Below are 20,422 nucleotides of genomic sequence, written 5' to 3' on the forward strand. Positions count from 1 at the left end.
TATGACCATTTAAGGTATAATCATCTATAAATCAGAAACTAACGTTGATATTTATGGCTAAAGTGTCTTTAGATCGCCCCAGCCTTATTGCTTGCCCTATCGCTCACAACCTTTCGGTGTTTGGCGATCCTTGGTGCTTGCTGATTTTACGCGATGCTCATATGGGACTGACACGATTTGATGAATTTCATAATAGTCTAGGCATTGCACCGTCGGTGTTGACTAAACGTCTAACCACTCTAGTCGAAGAAGGTGTATTGACAAAACACCGCTACTCGACACAGCCGCCGCGCGAAGAGTATCTATTAACGGAGGCAGGTCAAGATATACTACCGATACTATTCATGTTAAGGGAATGGGGTCTTACTCACAGTCCTTGTTCAGACTATGATAAAAGGGTTGTTTTTGTAGATTCTGAGACAAGTGAGGAAATCCAACCTGTCGTCATTGACAAAGTGACTGGCGTTGAGATTGGTAAACGTGCCATTCAGAAAAAGTTTAAATAAGCGTTTTATATAGATTTTAAGCGTTATCACTTCTTGATGATTTTTCAATCCTTCTTTTGCACAATCAACTCTTTTACATAAGAAACTGCTTGTCCTCGTGTTATTAGCAAAAACAATCGTGCTCAACTCGCCTTTAAATCACCCATATGTTCTGTTGTATTAAAGAATTCTTTTAGCGATACGTACTTACCACCAGCTGCTATCATCATGCATATTGGCATAAATGGCCTCAAATTTTATGCTACTTGCCAGCACTTCTATTAGAAATAATGAAAGTACGATAATAAATATACATAGTAACTGTATTTTCAAGAGTTATTTTTGATAGTAACTATCTTTTTAGTAGTAACTATATTATCTTATATTACTCCTCTGCAAAGAAATCTGCGCGGCGTCTACAAGTTTCGCCAACCAAATAGAATGTATAAACAACCCATACACAAGGACTGTAAAATGGATGTTACGAAAACAGATATTAATAATACGCTAGCTAAATGGGAAGCTGATGATGTGCGTATACGCGCTACATTAGGCTCTATAGGAATAACCTCGCCTGCTCAACTGGCCAGCATGAGTGGCCAATCATTTTTTGATGCTATGTTTGCGGGAGAGTTGCCCTCACCACCGATTGGAGAAACGCTTGATTTTATTCCTATCCACATACAAGGCGGTAAATCCATCTTTCAAGGTCGACCCAGTCAGCAACATTACAATCCATTAGGTAGCGTACATGGCGGTTGGTTTTGTACCATCCTTGACTCTGCTGTCGGCTGCGCTATTCATTCTACCTTGCCCACCGGCAAAGGCTATACCACGCTCGAGATTAAAGTAAATATGATTCGAGCGTTGACTAAAGCCATTCCACTCGTACGTGCTGAGGCTAATATCATCCATGTCGGGAGACAAACCGCAACGGCTGAAGGTCGTATCGTTGGGCCTGATGGCAAACTATACGCCCATGCCACCACGACTTGCTTGATTTTTGATATGCAGTAGTGAAAATAATGACAACCTTTTTACTTAACATGGTTCTGATGATTAACGAAAAATAAGGCCAATACTATGCAAGCATTTGAACATACAATGACTCTAGATGGCAAAAAAGCGCGCTATTATGATCTATCACCTTTGGCTGGTAGTGATACAAATATACAGCTTTCGCCTGCACATTTTTATGGCGGCAATGGTTTTACAGCTGGTGTCTATCTACCACTACTGACCAAGCTCAGTGAGCAATTTACTATCACCAGTCTCGCCATGCGCGGCTATTGGTACGATCTACCATCCGTCAAAAAGCTGACTCGCGAGCAAGATGCTGATATATTGATTAACTTTTTAGAGAGGACACAGGATAAGCCTATTGTAGGTATTGGACATTCTCAAGGCGCGACTGCCACCGCCATTGCCGCGGCAAAACGTCCAGAGCTATTTTCACAACTGTATTTAATAGAGCCCGTTACTTTTACCAAATCGCAGATGCTTATGATGAACTCAGCACCTGACGATTTAAAGATAACTCAAGAGCCTTTTAAAAGCACACAAGCCAAGCAAGCACAGTGGGAAAGCATTGAGTCCTACTATGACTATCTACGGGCGCATCGTGCTTTTAAGCGTATTGATGATGACAATCTTTATGTCTTTGCAAAAAATAGTCTTGTCGAAAATAAGCAAGGACAACATAGTCTGCTTTTCGCTCCTGAGCAAGAATTGGCAAGCTACTTCGATACCCCTTTTGTCAATGACGCCTTAAAAGACCTTAATACTATTGGTTTGCCTTACACTATTATCGTTGGCAAACCTTCTATGTTTATCAGCGATGATGTGCGTAAAGTTTGGCAGCACCTTGTCCCTAGCGAGCGAATCATTGAGCTGTCGGACAATGGGCATCTGCTGCCAATGGAAGCGCCTGAACAATGTGCAAACATCATTATAAAAGCGTTTAATGATTGAAAGACATAGTATGAAAAACTCCGAAGATGAAAAACCGATGATTGATGATTGAGAATCGCCCTATCTTTGTGAGCTAAGCTTGCACCTAAAGAAAGTTAACTTTTATAGCTACTATTAGTATTATCTAAAAATAACGAAAGCCCTAATATCACGGAGTTATCCAATGCGACAGATCAAAAGACTACCTGCTATAGATGGTCAGCTTGGTTGGTTTGAGTCTGTACCTTTTATACGTCCTATGCCCGTGCAGCAAGCTGAAAAAAACGAGCACTTTGACGTTATTGTCATTGGTGCAGGATTCTCAGGTCTCGCGACCGCTGGCCGATTGGCTGAACTCCGTCCAGAGGCGCGCATTGCCCTTGTTGATGCGCTAGAAGTTGGTCAAGGAGCGTCTGGTCGTAATGCAGGATTTATTATTGATATACCTCACAACCTAGATCCTACAGAGCCTGATGCACAGGCAAACACAAAGGCTCGCGACTTGAACACCTTTGCTATTCAGCGATTACAGCGTATTCAGGAGCAGCAAGGATTAGAGGTTTGTTGGCATCAGGCTGGTAAGTATTTGGCCGCTCATGAGGAAAAGCACTTCTCTGGTTTGAGTGACTTTGTAAAAACGTTAGAGGCCATCGGAGAACCGTACGAGATATTAAATGGTGATGCCTTAGCAAAGAAATTGGGTACGCATTACTATAAGCGTGCAGTCTATACACCGGGTAACATATTGGTTAACCCAGCAGCTTTAGCGATCTCCGTCGCCAGTGGGCTACCACCTAATGTAACTTTGTTAGAGAATACGCCAGTCCAAGAAATAGACTTAGCCAATAAAGTCATCCAAACCCCAAAAGCGCGACTCAGTGCCAACACCATCGTCTTAGCCACAAATGCATTTACAGAAAAATTTGGTGTGGCTTCTAATCAAATAACGCCGATATTCACCTATGCCAGTTTGACTCGCCCGCTGAATGATAATGAAATGCAGTGTTTTAAAGACAAGGCTACTGAGAATAAGGCTACTGAAAATATAGCACCTTGGGGACTTACTTCTGCGCATCCAGCTGGCACGACGGTGAGATTTACATCAGATCGGCGAATATTTATCCGCAATACCTTAAATTATCAGCCTACCCTATCTAGCACTGGAACATCACTCGACAAGGTAAAAGTTAAGCATCGTCAGTCTTATTTAGCGCGTTTTCCGCAACTGCCAGACGTACCATTTGAGTACACATGGGGCGGTATGATCTGTGTCACGATGAATCATCAACCTGTCTTTACGGAGCATACGCCTAACGTATACGTCATTGCTGGCATGAATGGTGTTGGGGTAGCAAAAGGCACTTATTTAGGTCATTATATGGCGGAGTACATCTGCGGCAAACAAAGTCCAGAGCTGGATTTTATCCTTAATCATTCAGTGCCGAGCTGGATACCGCCTGATCCATTTCGTAGTGTCGGCGCGCATATTCGCCTCTCTTTTGAAGAGTATATGGCAAAAGGTGAAGTGTAATTGATATAGGAAAGCCGTAGGAGATTTGATACCGTCACTACTGGTCAATGCCTATGACGAGCTATTTCATTAAGCTCATACAAAGCTCATTATTCAACTTTAATGACTTCTGACCCGTTTGCGCGGTAACGATAACACCTTCACCAAATACAAATAGAGTATCAGACTGCTGCTGATCATGGTTAGCCCCTACCACCTTAAACTGTTCAAGTAACCATTTTCTCACTTCAATTTTGTGTTGCTTCGCGATTTGATGCGGTATAGATTCGGCAGCTGAATACTCTGCGCAAGCGTTAATAAACATACACCCATAAAAACCCTCTGATTAGGTCCAGTCTGTTAAGAAAGTTAGATAGCACGTTGCAACATCTGCTGCTGCTTTGATCTCAAATCTATAGTTAATTTCTAACTTTTACCTAATAATTTAGGCAGTTCAAAAAACTCATTATGCGCTAACTATTGCGATAGTTTCTAATAAAAATATTACTGATTGAAAGACAAAAAAGGTAAACTATAAACGTCAAATTTTTACCAACGAATGTTTTTAAAAATGATGAAAGACGACTATTAATTGAACGAATTTTACTGAGGATAAGTGATGAAGTGGACTGTATTGGTGTGTGCGTTACCGCTGTTGACCGCTTGTATAAGCATGAAAAATGTCAAAGAGTTACCAAGCGAGCTGATCTATCAGCCACCTGTGTCAGGGGAGAGCGCAACGATTATGGGTAAAATGGAGCCGCGACATACCAAGCTCGTTGGCGACCGTATCGCTTATATCATGGAGATTGATGGTAAGCGCGTACCTAAAGATAAAAAAGAGGCTTACAGCGACACTTGGGATAATGTCTACCCGATTACAACGGGTGAGCATACCTTGACAGTCACTTACCGTATGGCTGGACACTATACTCTGCCGACCAAGATTATGTTTGATGCCAAAGCAAACACTAACTACCAGTTAGACTTCGCTACTGATATTGGTACCGCATGGTTTAGTAAAGACAGCTATGTTGACTTTTGGATAAAAGATAAAGTAACAGAAAAGCCCGTGACTGAGGTAGTGCGAAGTGCGCCACCACCTGAGCCACGGGTTATCTCCTATCCGATCATCATTAATAATTGATTGAGATGTGTCTAGAAATAACTTTAATATAAATTCAAAATTATTTAGAAATTATTAAACATAAAATTATTATTTTAATTATTGAAAATTAATTAGATAAATAGACATCGAAAAACAATAGTTTTTCGATGCTTCTTTTTTACAAGAACTAAAATATTTCAGTCATAATTTCTAATAATACATTAATTCATTCTACAAGTTCTTTTAAAAATTACTTAAGCTATCCAAACTTTTTTTAATTCCAATATCGTTTGGATCTAAGGCTAATGCATCTGTATAGCATTTTTTTGCAGATGCAAACTCTCCTACTTCTATCATTAAAGCTCCTAGGTCAATATAAGCATCTACAAAATCTGGTTCTATATCGATTGCTTCTTGATAATTTTGAAAAGCTTGAACTAAATTTCCTTCAGCTAGAAACTCTGAGGCCCATAAATAAAAATCTCTAGATATTCTAAGGTTGCTATCTATTTCTATCGCTTGACCATAAAAATCAAAGGCATTACTGTGATTTCTTTTGTAGAATTCAGCATTGCCTTTGCATACTAAGATATTGGCGTCTGATAAATCTGAATTATTGAGCAAATTATAACCTGTATCAAAATCCATATTTTTAAAGACTTCAGTGATTTCTTTCATAATATTTTGACTTTTTCTAGTATTACTCATATATTTTCACTACATTAGGTTTAACAGATCTATCGATTGGAATTTTTTGTCGCGTCAGCCTCTGCCACTATTGCTAGCCTAGGTCCTAGTTTCATTCTAAGTATTACGAACTCCGTACAGCCTAGGGCATCTTAAATCTCTCTCTAGCAAAGAATTCGCTCGTTAATACGAAACTGCCATAAAATATTTTTAAAATATAATCACTAGTCATCACTTCCTAGGCCAATTACATGACCCCTATATACACTGCACTGGCTGTACTGGTTACCTTTATCTGGGGTGTAAACTTCACCTTTATTGCATGGGGATTAGAGAGCTTCCCGCCACTAATGCTCACGGCTCTACGTTTTTTCTTTACCGCCGTGCCCTTGGTTTTGTTTCTTAAGCCACCTACATTTAACCGTACCTTACTCATCTATGCTATCGGTACCTTCGTGATGCAATATGCCTTTGTATTTACAGCCCTGCATCTAGGTGCGTCACCGGGTTTGACGGCATTGTTGCTACAAATGCAAATTTTTATCACTGTATTGTTGGCGTACTTTATCTTGGGCGAAGCAGTCAGTCGCATGCAAATCATCGGTATGTTGGTCGGAGTATTAGGCCTTAGCGTGATTGCGCTAAACCTTGGCGGAGATATGCCTGTGGCTGGATTTGTCTGCATCTTGATTGCCGCAGTCGGTTGGAGCTTTGGTAACATTGCATCCAAGCAAGCCTCAGCACAAGCGACCTTAAAAGCAGCACAACGAAAAACAGACGTGGCTGCTATCGCACCTACCACTGGAAAAAACAAGACATCTGCTTTGTCTGCTCTCGCACTGGTAGCATGGGGCGGTCTCATTGCCTGCGTGATCTTAACTGTATCTTCTCTTATGTTTGAGACTGATGCATGGCAGCTGGCGACATTTACGGACGCATCGCTCAAATCTTGGCTATCACTTGGGTTTATCGTGTATATCTCAACCCTAGTGGGCTTCGGACTCTGGGCACATCTACTCAGTCAAAATACTACCTCCAAGGTTATGCCATTTGCTCTATTAGTGCCGGTATTCGGTATGACAACGTCCGTAGTGCTTACGGGCGAAGTTGTAACGTGGTGGAAACTGTTGGCAATGATATTGATATTGTCGGGGTTATTATTAGCAAATGTGAAATTTGGGATAAGGAAAAAACCTGCTCATAAGTACGGAGTCTAATAGTTCACTCTTAGATAAATGGATAAACGATGGTTAAAGACTCATTGCCTATACAATGAGTCTGGCTATTAATTAATATGACGTGAAGGCAAATAAAATAAGAGAGACGATCAATAGCCTATGGTTTCTCATGTTTATCGTTACGCATTTATCAAATCCAACCTTCTTCCAAAAGATGCTCAGTATTACTGATTTTAAACTCACTACATAAATCATAAAAGGTCATTGGATCTTCAACATTATCGAGCATCTCACGTTTATTGAGCGCCACAAATAACGCCAGTGCATAAGCTGCACTATGAATAGATTTTTTGGGATTAAAGGTAATATCGGTAAAGGCTTGATATTGCATCACTTCCTCATGTAGCTGAGGGTTTTGTTTTAGGGCATTCACATATAGCCAATCATAAAATACAGTCAACGGCTCCGTGCCCCACTCCATACCAAAATAATTGTAGCCGATGAGTTCACCCGAGGTCATTAATCGCTCGTCCTTTCTGGCTTGTCTTGGCGGTGCTGTCAGCAAATCAATGTAAGGGCCACCATCTTCAAAAACCATACTGGATTGAAAAGCATTTTCGACACTGTATTGATTGCCATCATGCTCATCAGTGATCTTTAAGCTGAACGGACTCAGCGGAAAACTCAGCTTATTGCCAGATTTACTGGATAATTCCAAAACATGGTTAAAGCCATACTTTTTGCGAATGACTTGATGCATATCATTGATAGATTTTTTCTTTTGTCTGGTCGCAAATCCCACATGCCGTTCAAATCTGACCATGTCTGTTTTTACTAGATTGTCACTGTTGACTCTAGGCATAAAGACAGGCCTGTGCTCTACAGCGTCTTGGCTTTTTTCCATAGAGTTGCTTCTTTGTTCCATAACGATGTGCCTTATATCAATAGTCTTTTATAAATTTTCTTTCACAGTTGATCTGGTCGCCAAATGGTAGCTGCTCACGCATTTTGACAGATACTGAACGCCATCAGCGCTTGCGAGGCAGTTTATCTTATTATGCATCATTTATCTGCCCTATTTTAAATTTGCCAATAGACTTGCTGAGTTTTGTTTTTATGAATACTTAGAAAATTAGCTTTTAGTCGTTTTACGTGCCTGCACTGATATTAGACCTTAAAACAGCACCTTCCAGATTTGCATAGAACAGTACTATGACCCTGATCTTTATATTCTGTGCGCGTACGCGACCGTGGTTTTTACGATAAATCCGCGCTATCGCTTACCAAATGGACGATTCGCTTTATCAATTTCTCTAATTATGTACCGAAATGATGAGTGAAAAACGATGCTTAACCCAATAAGCGCGTGTTCTACTCCTTATTTCCCCAATATGCTACAATTATCCCCAAGTGAGCCTTGGGAATAATTAGTCTATAAATCCTTTTATTTAAAAGGTATGTAATATTCTTATAATAAATATCGGTGTCCATACTAGTGTCCAAATACTCTTTGGCTTTTTACAGAAGGGTATTTTCATAAGTTATCAATCTTTCATAAACCCGCATTTGCCTCATAAACATTACGGATAAGAACATGGCTGTCGACAATATAAATGATATCAACAAACTTGAATGTCGAGATAAGGACTACTCGGTCAGCGTCTCAGGTATCACGGGTTTGAGTCTACGTGTCTATCCAAACGGTAAAAAAGAATACTACCTGCGCTACTCTCATCCACATTTCGATGGTAAGCGACCTAGAATGATGCTGGGCAAGGTCGAGGACATCAGTCTATATGAGGTCAAGTACAAAGCAGAGGTCATACTTAATACGGTCGCAAACGGCTCTGACCCCAAAGCCATACAGCAAAAAGAGCAAGTGAATAAGTATGCTCACTTAAAGAACGCCACGTTCGCTGACATTGCGCAAGCATGGCGAGATCACAAAACATCCAGTCGTCAGCAAAGCAAATCGAAAAAGCCTGCGTTTAGTGAGTCGACACTCAAATTTTGGGATTTGTGCTTAGGATACATGTGCCAAAACATTGGCGACTTAAGGATGAATGATATCACCAGTGAGATGATACTGAGTGTGTGCGAGTCGATTCAAAATAATGAAAATCAAGCGACCTTCGTTGGTGCCAGCACTCGGCTTTATACGGAAAAAGTATTTTCATTCGCCGTCGCACGAGGATTATGCGATAAAAATGTAGCGATTGACACCCGTGGCGAGCTGGCACCAGCTGGCTCAGGCAATCACTTGCCAGCCATTACCAAACCGGATCAGTTTGCGACGCTTTTACAGGATATGGCCGATTTCAAAGGGGCAAGCAAGCTCACATTAGAAGCCATGAATTTACTGCCTTATGTGTTTGTCCGTAGTATTGATTTACGCTCTATGCGTTGGCAGGATATTGACTGGGATAATAATACATGGGCGTTCTCCCCGACCAAAGGCGAAGGTCGCGACGATATGGTCTCGCACTTAGTCGTGCCATTAGCCACACAGGTGATTGCGCGATTACGAAACATTCAATCCATCACAGGCCATAAGGAGTACGTCTTTGCCTCAATGCGTGGTTCAAACAATGCTTATATTAGTAAAGCCACACTGGTACAGATATTTCATCGGCTTGGATACAAAGATGTGCAATGTGCGCATGGATTTCGAGCATCGGCTAAAACCTTGCTCATGGAACAGCCTGAGCTACGCTATTCTGACATCGTCACAGAGTTACAGCTAGGTCACAGGATAAAAGACACACATGGCGGGGCTTACAACAGACTCGATGAAATCGATACTAGAATCCAGATGATGCAAGATTGGGCAGATTATATAGATAAGCTGCGAGATTACGCTAAGACGTCAGCTAAATAATCTAGTACTAAGCATAAAGCATAGTTTGAAAATTTGAAAAATAGACGAGGCGTTAAATACACTATAGTATGACAAACATCGGTTGATAGAAAATTTCTTCGAGCGTCAAACATAATTACCCATTTATGTTAAATTGCAAAAAACGGTAGGGATATCTGTAGAGGCATAACGTCTAAGACAGCCCTACTACTATACTCGTTAATACTGTACTCACTCATTTGATAGGAAGGTTGAAGATGACACTAGATAACAACGTACTACGTAAACGCACCAGCTTGTTGGGTTCATTATTAGGTGATGCTATTTCTCGCCAATCTGGTGAGCAGACGCTAGATACGATTGAGACGCTGCGCAAAGGCTTTATTCAACAGCGCCGTGAGCCGAATGAGGCACATAAACAGCAGCTTATCGATTTTATTGCTTCTTTGGACAATCAAACCTTAAAAAATGTCATACGCGGCTTTTCTATCTATTTTTTCCTAGCCAATCTAAGCGAAGAGAATTACTTGCGTGAGCAGCGTCATGCACAGCGTATGCAGTCCGAGCAAAGCTGGGAAGGATCATTTCGTCGTACCTTACTTGAGTGTCGTGAACGCAATATCGAGCCTGCTCAAATGCAAGAGCTGATTGATCAGCTAAAGTTTACACCTGTATTTACGGCACATCCTACCGAAGCGCGTCGCCGTACTACGATGAATATCTTACAAAGTCTATTCACACATAGCGATGCTTTAAACAACGTGTCTGAAAACAGCTTTGCCTATGAACAAGCCAAAGAGCAAACGGCGCAAACGATTGATCTATTATGGTCGTCTGATGAAGTGCGCACCCGTAAGCCATTGGTATATGATGAAATTAACAATGGCCTACACTACTTTAATGCCAGTTTATTCAATGCCATTCCTAAAGTATATCGTAATATCAAAAAAGCCATTGTCGATATCTATCCGGAGCTTACAGACTATCCACTACCTGCATTTATGAGCTTTGGTTCATGGATTGGTGGTGATAGAGATGGCAATCCTTTTGTGACTTTTGAGACCACAGAACTTGCTGTATTGATGCATGCTGATACCGTGCTGCGTCACTATCAAGTGCTACTCAAAAAACTGCGCCGACAGCTGATTCATAGTGACACCATTGTTACCGTTTCACCTGACGTCTATTCCAAGATCAAAAGTTACGATGAGCTTGCCCAGCGTGTGTTTGATTATAACCTTGACGATTATGGCAACGAACCTTATCGTCGACTGCTTTCTTTAATTTTGACCAAAGTCAACGCTACCAATCGCCGTATTCAAAGCAAAGGCACTGATACTGAGGCTGAAAAAGACGCTTATGCCAGTCCTGAAGGGTTGTTAGAGGATTTGCGTCTCATACGCCAAAGTGTCACCACACATGATAAAGCGCATGCAGATGGGGCGCTGCTTGATATGATTCGCTTGGTCAAAACCTGCGGCTTTCACTTGGCAGCGCTCGATATCCGCCAAGAGTCGTCCTATCACGGCGAGGTTATCGCTGATATTTTTGATAGTGCCTCAAACCTACCCGATTATCAAACGCTTAACGAGATTGAACGCCAAGAATGGTTAACGCGCCTACTGCAAAAGCCAGGCACACCGCTCATCTATACCGATAACTTAAGCGACAAAACACGCGAGCAGTTGGCACTGATGAATTCCGTGGCGACTTTACGCAAACTCGTTGGCGCTGACACGTTTGGCAGTTATGTGATCTCAATGACCAATAACGCAAGCCAGCTACTAGAAGTACTGCTACTCATGCGCTTTGCTGGTCTATGTAGGGTTAACGATGCAGGCCAGCTATCGGCTGATTTGCCCGTGGCACCTTTGTTTGAGACCATCGAAGATCTCAAAAATATCGACAAGATACTACCTGCCGTCTTAGATAATCCACTGTATCGCGGCCTACTAGCGCACAGCGATAATACGCAAGAAATCATGCTCGGCTATTCAGATTCTTCAAAAGATGGCGGTATTATCACCTCTGCATGGCAGCTCTATAGCGCGCAGCAAACCATCAATAACATTGCTGAGCAATATGGCATAAAAACACGCTTGTTCCATGGTCGCGGCGGTTCTGTGAGCCGTGGTGGTGGATCAACGCACAAAGCCATTGCTGCACAGCCAGCTGGCACATTACATGGTCAGATTAAAGTAACTGAGCAAGGCGAAGTGCTCTATGCCAAGTACGCCAATACGGATACTGCCGTGTTTGAGCTAACTATGGCAATCACAGGCACACTCAAAGCCTGCTCTACAAGGTTTGTAGTACAACCGACTGAGTTGCCAGAGTATGAAGCGCTGTTTACACGCTTAGCAGATGCGGGTGAACAACGTTATCGAGAGCTGACCGATCATACCGAAGGGTTTTATAAGTTCTACTCCGAGGTCACTCCAGTACAAGAAATCTCTTTATTAAACATTGGCTCACGTCCAGCCCATCGTAAAAAAGGCCTACCAAGTAAGACCACCTTGCGAGCCATTCCTTGGGTGTTTGGCTGGTCATTGGCACGCTTTACCCTACCTGCTTGGTATGGCGTCGGTAGTGCGCTAGATAGCGTCAAAAAAGACGAAGCATTGATGAAAGAGATGAATAAGCACTGGCCATTTTTTAGCGTGTTTATCAGTAATATCGAAATGGCCTTTACCAAAGCCAATATGAATATTGCCGAGGCCTATAGCCAACTATGTGATGATGAGCCGTTACGCGAAAAAATCATGAGTGAGGTGCTCGATGAGCATGAGCTAACTTCTTCCGGTCTAAATTCTTTGCTAGATCAAGACACGCTTTTATCTGGTCAGCAAAATCTAGCTGCCTCTCTGCAGTGGCGCGATGCTTATTTGGACCCCATTAACTATATACAGATTGAGCTGTTGAAGCGTGCTAGACAACAAGATGACAATACGACAGATAACCATAAAGATGACAATCTCAATGTAGAAGACCCACTAATCCGTAGTATCAATGCACTGGCAGCGGGTTTGCGTAATACGGGGTAAAAGTAGATAAAATTGACAAGAAAACTATGATAGCTAGATGAATGTGCATTATTTAATGCACATTCATTGCATAGCCTACGAATAGTAATTTATAACTCAGCCTACATATCTTATCATTTCTGACATTAATCTATTGTCAGGATAATCTATTCAATCATATCTAACCTGACCCATTTTAAGAACTAAAATAATTTATCTCTACTTCCTTTATTTTTTACGATTGCTAACAACCAATTTTTCACTAATAAAAGCATAGACATGCATACATTTGTCGTGCGCTTGGAAAAAAGTTGTGCAATAATTAATTAGAAACTTTTGTTTGATTGTTTTTATAGATACTCTAAATAAATTACTTGGCTATTGACAGGTGATTGTAAGTTGATAGAGCATTATCCTACTTTGTATTGGAATGTGCTCAAAATATACTTTTGGAGAAATTACTATGCAATTGAAAAAACATTTAATGACCTCAGCACTTGTGGCTACTACTATCCTAGCAGGATTTTCTGCTGCTAACGCTGCGACAGCTGATGGCACCTTCGACGTCAAACTCACGATAACTTCTTTTTGCTCTGTAAACTCATCATCTGGTATTCAAGATATTAATTTTGGTAGCTATGCTGCAAATACAGGTCCCACGGGAATCGCTGAACAGTCTTCAGCCAGCAATATTTCAGTCACCTGTTCCAAAGACGCACCCTATGTTATAAATTTAACACCGTCCAACAATAGCCCATCAGGGGCGGGAGCGATGACAGGCCCAGGTAGCGATACAATTAGCTATCAGTTGTCCAAAACAACAGATGGTTCTGCTTGGGGTAATAATGGGATCTTAAGTGCGGAAGGTAATGGTGTCTCTGGTACAGGTGCTGGATTAAGCGCCGCCGCCGATACTTATACCGTATACGCCAAGGTAACTTCTACAACAGACGTTAAACCTGGTGACTATTCTGATACTGTCGCTGTTAGCGTGCTGTACTAATAGTGATGTTAAACGACTGTATAAGGCATACGGTGTATTATGGGCTTATTTCTGGACTGCTATTGTTTTCTGGTGCGGTAAGAGCAAGTGGATTGCAAGTATCCCCTATATCTCTAACGTTACAAGCCAGACAAAATGCCAGTGGGCTTACTCTTAGCAATTCTGGTAACAACGTGGTCAACGCGCAAGTGCGTGTGTATCACTGGTCACAGAATAATATGCGTGATGAACTTGAATCCTCACGTGGACTGTTAGCAAGCCCGCCTATGATTCGTTTAAATCCTGGTGAGCAGCAGCTGATTCGAATTATTAGAACTAAGACACAATCACAAGATGTGGCAGCAGTCGAGGACGCATTTCGACTGCTGATTAACGAGTTGCCTGTCAAATCTGATGATAAAAAAACTGGTCTGCAATTTGTATTAAGTTATTCATTACCCGTATTCGTTCAGCCTAAAGGCACAAAAAAAATTGGCCCCAAGTTACAGTGGAGCGCTCAGACACAACCTAATACCGATCAGATAAAGCTGAAAGTAAGTAATAGTGGGAATGGGCATGCTCAGCTAGCGGCCCTAAGTTTTGTGGACAGTAACAACAATCTCACCGAGATTAATAAAGGATTACTAGGTTACGTTTTACCAGGATCTACCATGCATTGGGTGCTAAAAATATCACCAGCTACGCTAAAAAAAGGTGGAAAATTTAAGGTGTTGATGAATGGAACTCAAACAATACCCGATATCACGCTGGAAAATTTTACTCACTAACCTAATCTTTCATATGATGACCATGTCTATAGGTCATGCTGTAAATGGGTTTAATCCTCTAGAGGTTGACCAAAAAAGATTGTCTCAACTTGAGTTGGACAACTATAGTGATAATCCAGATACCGAGCTTGATCTGTATTTGGAGGTCACATTGAATGGCAAAAACGTGGGTTTGGTTCATTTCATTTATGATGACAATCAATTGTGGGCGAGTACTGATGTATTACAACAGATGGGCTTTATATTACCATCTCATATCGTGACGCCAATCTCTCTCAACCGTATTCCTAATCTCAAAGTTGACTATAATCCTCGCCAGCAAACGGTAAGCATGATTGCATCAATTGACATGCTAAATTTAGATATGACAGTACATAGCACTCATCAACATAAACGTCTAACCACCAATACATCACCTGGCATATTATTAAACTATACGCTTTACGGTACACATGACCCAAACGATGACAGTAACCTCAGTGCTTACACAGAATTGCGAGCATTCAATAATTCTGGAGTGCTGAGCAGTACAGCATTAACAACCGCAAAAAATGATACTTGGGATAGGAGTGACTGGAGCGCTCATACCGTTCGATTGGATACCAGCTGGCGCAAATCATTCCCTGACAGCCTGATTACGATGCAGGCAGGAGACATACTTACAAGTGCATTATCATGGACACGCCCCACCCGTTTGGGCGGTCTACAAATAGGCAGTAATTTTAACTTGCAGCCTTATATGGTAACCACACCCCTACCTTCATTTTTTGGTACAGCAACCCTACCTTCAGCGGTAGATCTATATATAAATGGGCTTAAGCAATTTAGTACAGATGTCCCTGCAGGCCCGTTTGAATTTGATACCGTACCTAGTTTTAGTGGTGCTGGCAGAGCTCAATTAGTAGTGACTGATGCATTAGGTCAAAGTCAGACCCTCGACTTTTCTTTATATAATACACATCAATTATTACAATCAGGGCTTTCCGACTGGTCCTTTGAGATTGGAGCAGTACGTGAAGATTATGGTATTGAATCCTTCAATTATGCTGACGATATAGCCGCTAGTGGCACTTGGCGTTATGGCGTAAATGACCGTTTTACTGCAGAAACTCATGCGGAAGCAACCTCTGGTCTCCAGAACGCTGGGATTGGTGGTACATGGTTATTAGGGCGTACAGGTGGAGCGCTGTTTGCATCGCTGGCGGGCAGTGAGGGTCAAGGCAAAAGCGGCACACAATATAGTGCAAGCTACTCATGGAATAACCGTCGTTTTTATGTTGGACTCAATGCCATAGGCACTGATGGTAATTATCGAGACGTTGGTACGCAATATGGCTCGGCACCGGCCCATCGGAGTGAGCAGTTCTCAACAGGTTACAGTACTCGGTCTATAGGGAGCTTTGGCCTTAGCTATAACCAAGTAACTTATGACCAACAGGACGCCATACAACTTGCCAGCGCCTATTGGAGTAAAAACTTTGGTCGACGCTTGATGCTGAACGTTAACCTAACGCACGATTTTAATGACTCTGACAATAGTAGTGCAGTAATTGGGGCGTCTATGACACTGGGCCAGAACCGGTCAGCCAGTAGCAGCTTACAACAGCAAGCTAATGGCACTTTTTTTGTGGCAGATATATCGCAAGCCGAGCCTAACTCGGGCGGTGTAGGCTGGCGAGCACAAACCCGTAATAGCGCAGACCGTAACGACATGTCGGCAGAGTTGAGCTATCTTGGGCGCTATGGACAAGTAAAAGCAGGCATTACAACGAATGAAGATGACCTCTCTTTTTATGGTGGCAGTACAGGATCGTTAGTTATGATGGGTGGTGGCCTGTTTCCTTCACGAAGGCTTAATAGCAGCTTTGCGGTAGTCTCCACTAACGGTATCGCTAATGTTCCAATTCTTTTACAAAATAGTCCGATTGGCAGCACCAATAGTAAAGGGTTGCTACTAGTATCACCACTCAATGCTTATCAAGAAAATAAAATAGGTATCAACCCTATGGACTTGCCTGCCAATATGAGAATCGACAAAGTGAGCATTGATGCCACGCCAGCAGAGCAATCCGGTATGGTGGTGGCTTTAGATATCACACCAGTGAACGCGGCATCAGTTATTCTACAGGACGATAAAAATAAAATAATACCAGTCGGTAGTACAGTAGAGATGCTTTCAAAGAAAGGTGTACCAGCAGCTATGGTTGGTTTTGATGGTGAGGTATATTTAGATATGCTGGATGCACAAAATACTTTACAAGTAACCACGCCTGACAGTCAGGTTTGTCATGTTAGCTTTGAATATCACAGTGACCATAATGATATTCCCCTCATTGGTCCGCTTATCTGCGATGGGGTACAAAAATGAGGCAGCTGCAGCTATTACAATGGTGTTATGGTTCATTGCTTTTACTGGCTGGGACTTTGTTGCCCATGCAGCATGCTAATGCCATATTAACTGCTGATTGCAGCGCAAGTATGAGCCCTAGCATCATAAATATCAGCACAGCAATAACCCCTAGTAACGCTGATAGTGCCAATATCAATGCAACCCTGAACTATACTTGCAAAAATACTGACCTTCTTCTTAGCATGAAAGTATCGGTCTGTCTGTCAGCTGATGGCGGTGACTATAACCCCAGTATGGTATCTCCACGTTTTTTGAAAAACACGCTAAATAATTCCCGATTGGCCTTTAATATGACATTACCCGGAGATACAGTTTGGGGTACAACATCAGGCTCAGTTTATAAGTCTGTCGTACATACCATTGCCCCAAAGAACAGTGTCTCTGTCGATGTGCCAATAAAAATATCATTAATGCCCAATAATGATAATAAGCTTGCGACACTAGGCACCTATATCAATAATTTTAATACCAGCGGTACGGCGATCACTTATTCTGATACCCTAGCACTACTATCTACCCCCAACTGTGTGACAGATATAATAGAAGAAAAGAAGCCTCTGCTGTTTACTGTTCAAACAAAGGTCGTGCCCAGCTGTGTGATTAATGCTACCTCTGATATTAACTTAGGCAGCCATTCGGCAAATCAAACCAATATTGTGGGCAGTAATAACAATGCTATCAATGTAACCTGCACTAATGATTCTCCCTACCATATCGGGCTATCTCCCTCAAATGGCAATATAAACGGTGCAGGTTTGATGAGTGGCACTGGCAGCAATACCGATAAAGTACCGTATCAATTACGCAGTACCCCGGGCTCTGCTGGAACCATATGGGGTAATACGGCTACTTCTACGACTGTTGGGAATGGACTTGCTGATACTGGCACTGGCGTAGCTCAATCTCAAACCGTATACGTGACCGTACCAAGTGCTGATGTGACGCCTGATAATTATTCTGATACCGTGACCATTCGTGTGAATTATTGAGCGACAATTGCTTTCTGACGAAACGATATGTTTTGTGATTATCTATAAAACAAGTATCTTTGTGAGCAAGAGCTTGTAAAAAATTAATCGTTAGTCTCGCGATACAACGTGGTTTGTGACTCTTGCCTAAAGTCCTCATAGGTAATGGCAGCCTCACTCTGTGGAGCTCGAGAAGGTTCTATAGGCTCGACTTCAGCTGCGGGCACGTTTTGTTCGTTATTGTCTGCATTAATCGGTTGTGCTGACACTAACGGCTCCTCGACCGTATTGGCATCATTAGATAATTGGTTGTCATCACTATTCACTATAGGTTCGGCGCCGACCACTGGCGTGCTGGTCGTAGCTGCCGGCGCTGTCCCGTCTAAGTCGCTATCATTGCTAACAGTAGTGTCAGAAACAGAAGTCGATAAAAATCCCGTAAAAATAAGGGTAAGTACGACAATAGCAATGAGTAGTGAACCAAAAATCATACCAATAATGAGAGGTTTTTTACTACTTGCCACTTTCTTTTGTGGCGTTATGGCATCCCTATGATCTGGCTCCAATGGCATGGCTTTAGTATTTAAAGGGTCATCAATCGTTGTGTTAGATAAAGGCGTCGCTTGATCGAGATCGACAGAGGATGGCTTTTTTTCCTCATTATTCTTACTTAAGTCACTATTTAAGTCATGGTCAACACCAGCATAATTATCCATTCGCGTATCTGACACCTTGTTTTGTGTCGATGCATTTTGACCTGAAAAGTCAAAAGTAGCGTTTGTTGTGACGATATCGGCTAACTCTAATCTTGGCTCTTTATCGTTATTTTTATCTTCAAATAATTGCAGCTCTTCTACGCTTAGAGGCTCAAAAGCAGGTAACTTACTTGCCGTTTTTAATGACGTTGAATCATCATTATCGTTTTGGGTGTCATTTTCAGCGCTTTGAACTCGACTGATAAAACGTTCGTAAATATTATTTTTGGCACGCTTACGCGATTTTTTATGAACGAGTTGAGACAACTCTTCGTCAAAATCAGTACCGATGCCTTTTTTTTTGTCGTTCATAAAATAACACCAAGCCAGTTTATGCTACTGGCAGTAAATGACTGATAAAATGAAGTTGTGAATTTTATTGCTAAACTGTAACAGTATCGTTAGTCCCCAATATAGTTGCTCACACCCCTATCTTCAAGCACAATTTATTTGAGGCCGCTAACATTTGTAAGACTCATCTTAAATAATGCGATGAATTCTTATCAAAAGTAGCTCGTATAGAGACAACATATACCATAACAGGCTTAATAATATGGATTTAAAACAGCTCAATGCATTTATTGCTGTCGCGAATTTGCGCAGCTTTAGTGCAGCCGCAGCAAAAACAGGGCTGTCACAGCCAAGTTTGAGCCGCCTGCTTAAACAGCTCGAGACCGATATGGATGTCGTGCTTATCGATCGTTACCACAGGCCATTACATCTGACTGAAGCGGGCGAATTTTTTTACGATAAGATAAGCACCATACTGACAGAAATCGAGACCGTCACGAGCATGACCCAGCGCTTATCAGCGCCAAGTAGTGCGCTAAACATCGGCTTTGTGCCGTCAGTATTATATGGGTTACTTCCTGAAATCATCGCCATGCTCAAGCAGTCCAATCCTGATATAGATGTCAACCTCAAAGATATCAGCTCTTACCAACAAATGGAGGCACTCAAATCTGGTGAGATTGATATCGGTTTTGGGCGTTTTGCCCATCAAGATCCATGGATTCAACAAATATTACTGCGTCATGAGCGCTACGTGGTGGCCTTGCCAAAGTCGCATCCTCTTGCTCATGTAAAAGAGCAGCGATTAATAGACTTAGCAAATAATCGCTTGATTTTATACCATCAAACGCATTTACCGATAGCCACCACACTACCGACATCAGAGTCCATCAAAGCAAAGCAGGAAGCTAATACAAAAACCAGACGTGTTACCAATGAAAAATCTGCACTTAGTGAGCCGATTACGGAGCCGTTACTACATTTGTTTGCACAATACGGTATCTCACCCTTTATGACCACCACGGTGAGTGACTTGCAAGTAGCTCTAGGCTTAGTCGCTGCGGGCGAAGGTATCACGCTTGTACCTGCCAGCTTAACCACGGTACGTACAGAACAAATCAGCTACCAGCGTTTGGTACATGAAAACGTCACTTCTCCTATTTATCTGCATACTCTCAAAGATTTTGTGCATCCAAGTATCTCTGAGTTATTGAATGCGATCTATCAGGTCTATGAAGAACGAGGCATCACCTACCGGCGACAAAAATTTGTGTAACGTCCTTAAATGACCAGATATTGCGTGGATATTGTGTTATAAAGAAACGCCAAAAAATAATCTGCTCTAATACTTGATATTATCAGATTAATATGCTAACCAAAAAGAATGGCAATGCAAACAAATAGTAATAATAACTAGAATAATCATTCTC

At 41.8% G+C, this 20,422-nt stretch carries 17 protein-coding genes; 13 read left to right on the forward strand and 4 right to left on the reverse strand.

Going from position 1 to position 20,422, the window contains the following annotated elements:
- Nucleotides 1-53: 53 nt before the first annotated feature.
- The 4 genes from QO189_RS07080 (at nucleotide 54) to QO189_RS07095 (ending at nucleotide 3,966) form a co-directional block, all read left to right on the forward strand.
- Nucleotides 54-506 (forward strand): winged helix-turn-helix transcriptional regulator, encoded by a 453-nt coding sequence (locus QO189_RS07080; RefSeq protein ID WP_371532140.1) that lies wholly within the window; start codon nucleotides 54-56, stop codon nucleotides 504-506.
- A 453-nt stretch (nucleotides 507-959) separates the two neighbouring features.
- Nucleotides 960-1,502, forward strand: a complete 543-nt coding sequence (locus QO189_RS07085) for a PaaI family thioesterase (protein WP_371532141.1) — start codon at nucleotides 960-962, stop codon at nucleotides 1,500-1,502.
- A gap of 66 nt (nucleotides 1,503-1,568) precedes the next feature.
- Nucleotides 1,569-2,456 (forward strand): alpha/beta fold hydrolase, encoded by an 888-nt coding sequence (locus QO189_RS07090; protein ID WP_371532142.1) that lies wholly within the window; start codon nucleotides 1,569-1,571, stop codon nucleotides 2,454-2,456.
- A 163-nt stretch (nucleotides 2,457-2,619) separates the two neighbouring features.
- On the forward strand, nucleotides 2,620-3,966 hold the full coding sequence (locus tag QO189_RS07095; RefSeq protein WP_371532143.1) for an NAD(P)/FAD-dependent oxidoreductase: 1,347 nt from the start codon (nucleotides 2,620-2,622) through the stop codon (nucleotides 3,964-3,966).
- 61 nt (nucleotides 3,967-4,027) lie between these two features.
- Here the strand turns inward: QO189_RS07095 and QO189_RS07100 are convergent, their stop codons facing one another.
- Complete coding sequence (locus QO189_RS07100; protein ID WP_371532144.1) at nucleotides 4,028-4,270, reverse strand: hypothetical protein; 243 nt, start codon at nucleotides 4,268-4,270, stop codon at nucleotides 4,028-4,030.
- A gap of 294 nt (nucleotides 4,271-4,564) precedes the next feature.
- Between QO189_RS07100 and QO189_RS07105 the strand changes: the two genes are divergently transcribed.
- A complete protein-coding gene (locus QO189_RS07105; protein WP_371532145.1) occupies nucleotides 4,565-5,092 on the forward strand; it encodes a hypothetical protein in 528 nt (175 codons plus the stop codon).
- 204 nt (nucleotides 5,093-5,296) lie between these two features.
- Here the strand turns inward: QO189_RS07105 and QO189_RS07110 are convergent, their stop codons facing one another.
- Nucleotides 5,297-5,761, reverse strand: a complete 465-nt coding sequence (locus tag QO189_RS07110; RefSeq protein WP_371532146.1) for a tetratricopeptide repeat protein — start codon at nucleotides 5,759-5,761, stop codon at nucleotides 5,297-5,299.
- A 230-nt stretch (nucleotides 5,762-5,991) separates the two neighbouring features.
- Between QO189_RS07110 and QO189_RS07115 the strand changes: the two genes are divergently transcribed.
- Nucleotides 5,992-6,957 (forward strand): EamA family transporter, encoded by a 966-nt coding sequence (locus QO189_RS07115; RefSeq protein WP_371532147.1) that lies wholly within the window; start codon nucleotides 5,992-5,994, stop codon nucleotides 6,955-6,957.
- Nucleotides 6,958-7,108: 151 nt separating this feature from the next.
- On the opposite strand, the gene QO189_RS07120 is transcribed toward QO189_RS07115, so the two are convergent.
- Nucleotides 7,109-7,822, reverse strand: a complete 714-nt coding sequence (locus QO189_RS07120; RefSeq protein WP_201599385.1) for a hypothetical protein — start codon at nucleotides 7,820-7,822, stop codon at nucleotides 7,109-7,111.
- Between the two features lie 690 nt (nucleotides 7,823-8,512).
- Between QO189_RS07120 and QO189_RS07125 the strand changes: the two genes are divergently transcribed.
- The 6 genes from QO189_RS07125 (at nucleotide 8,513) to QO189_RS07150 (ending at nucleotide 17,967) form a co-directional block, all read left to right on the forward strand.
- The gene (locus QO189_RS07125) at nucleotides 8,513-9,796 is read left to right on the forward strand and encodes a tyrosine-type recombinase/integrase (RefSeq protein ID WP_371532148.1); all 1,284 of its coding nucleotides are present in this window, start codon (nucleotides 8,513-8,515) and stop codon (nucleotides 9,794-9,796) included.
- 236 nt (nucleotides 9,797-10,032) lie between these two features.
- Entirely contained in the window at nucleotides 10,033-12,819 is a 2,787-nt protein-coding gene (gene ppc, locus QO189_RS07130; protein ID WP_371532149.1) for a phosphoenolpyruvate carboxylase, read from the forward strand.
- 442 nt (nucleotides 12,820-13,261) lie between these two features.
- Nucleotides 13,262-13,801, forward strand: coding sequence for a spore coat U domain-containing protein (locus tag QO189_RS07135; RefSeq protein ID WP_371532150.1), 540 nt, complete (start codon nucleotides 13,262-13,264; stop codon nucleotides 13,799-13,801).
- A 32-nt stretch (nucleotides 13,802-13,833) separates the two neighbouring features.
- Entirely contained in the window at nucleotides 13,834-14,568 is a 735-nt protein-coding gene (locus QO189_RS07140) for a molecular chaperone (RefSeq protein WP_371532151.1), read from the forward strand.
- Nucleotides 14,519-16,936 carry a fimbria/pilus outer membrane usher protein gene (locus QO189_RS07145; protein ID WP_371532152.1) on the forward strand — a complete coding sequence of 806 codons (2,418 nt, stop codon included), beginning with the start codon at nucleotides 14,519-14,521 and terminating at the stop codon, nucleotides 16,934-16,936. The genes QO189_RS07140 and QO189_RS07145 overlap by 50 nt, the downstream gene beginning before the upstream one ends.
- A gap of 65 nt (nucleotides 16,937-17,001) precedes the next feature.
- The gene (locus QO189_RS07150) at nucleotides 17,002-17,967 is read left to right on the forward strand and encodes a spore coat U domain-containing protein (protein WP_371532153.1); all 966 of its coding nucleotides are present in this window, start codon (nucleotides 17,002-17,004) and stop codon (nucleotides 17,965-17,967) included.
- An 83-nt stretch (nucleotides 17,968-18,050) separates the two neighbouring features.
- On the opposite strand, the gene QO189_RS07155 is transcribed toward QO189_RS07150, so the two are convergent.
- Complete coding sequence (locus QO189_RS07155; RefSeq protein ID WP_371532154.1) at nucleotides 18,051-19,013, reverse strand: hypothetical protein; 963 nt, start codon at nucleotides 19,011-19,013, stop codon at nucleotides 18,051-18,053.
- Between the two features lie 241 nt (nucleotides 19,014-19,254).
- Between QO189_RS07155 and QO189_RS07160 the strand changes: the two genes are divergently transcribed.
- On the forward strand, nucleotides 19,255-20,268 hold the full coding sequence (locus QO189_RS07160; protein ID WP_371532155.1) for a LysR family transcriptional regulator: 1,014 nt from the start codon (nucleotides 19,255-19,257) through the stop codon (nucleotides 20,266-20,268).
- The last annotated feature ends 154 nt before the right edge of the window (nucleotides 20,269-20,422 follow it).

The sequence above is a fragment of the Psychrobacter sp. Arc29 genome, from assembly GCF_041431175.1.
Classification (GTDB): domain Bacteria; phylum Pseudomonadota; class Gammaproteobacteria; order Pseudomonadales; family Moraxellaceae; genus Psychrobacter.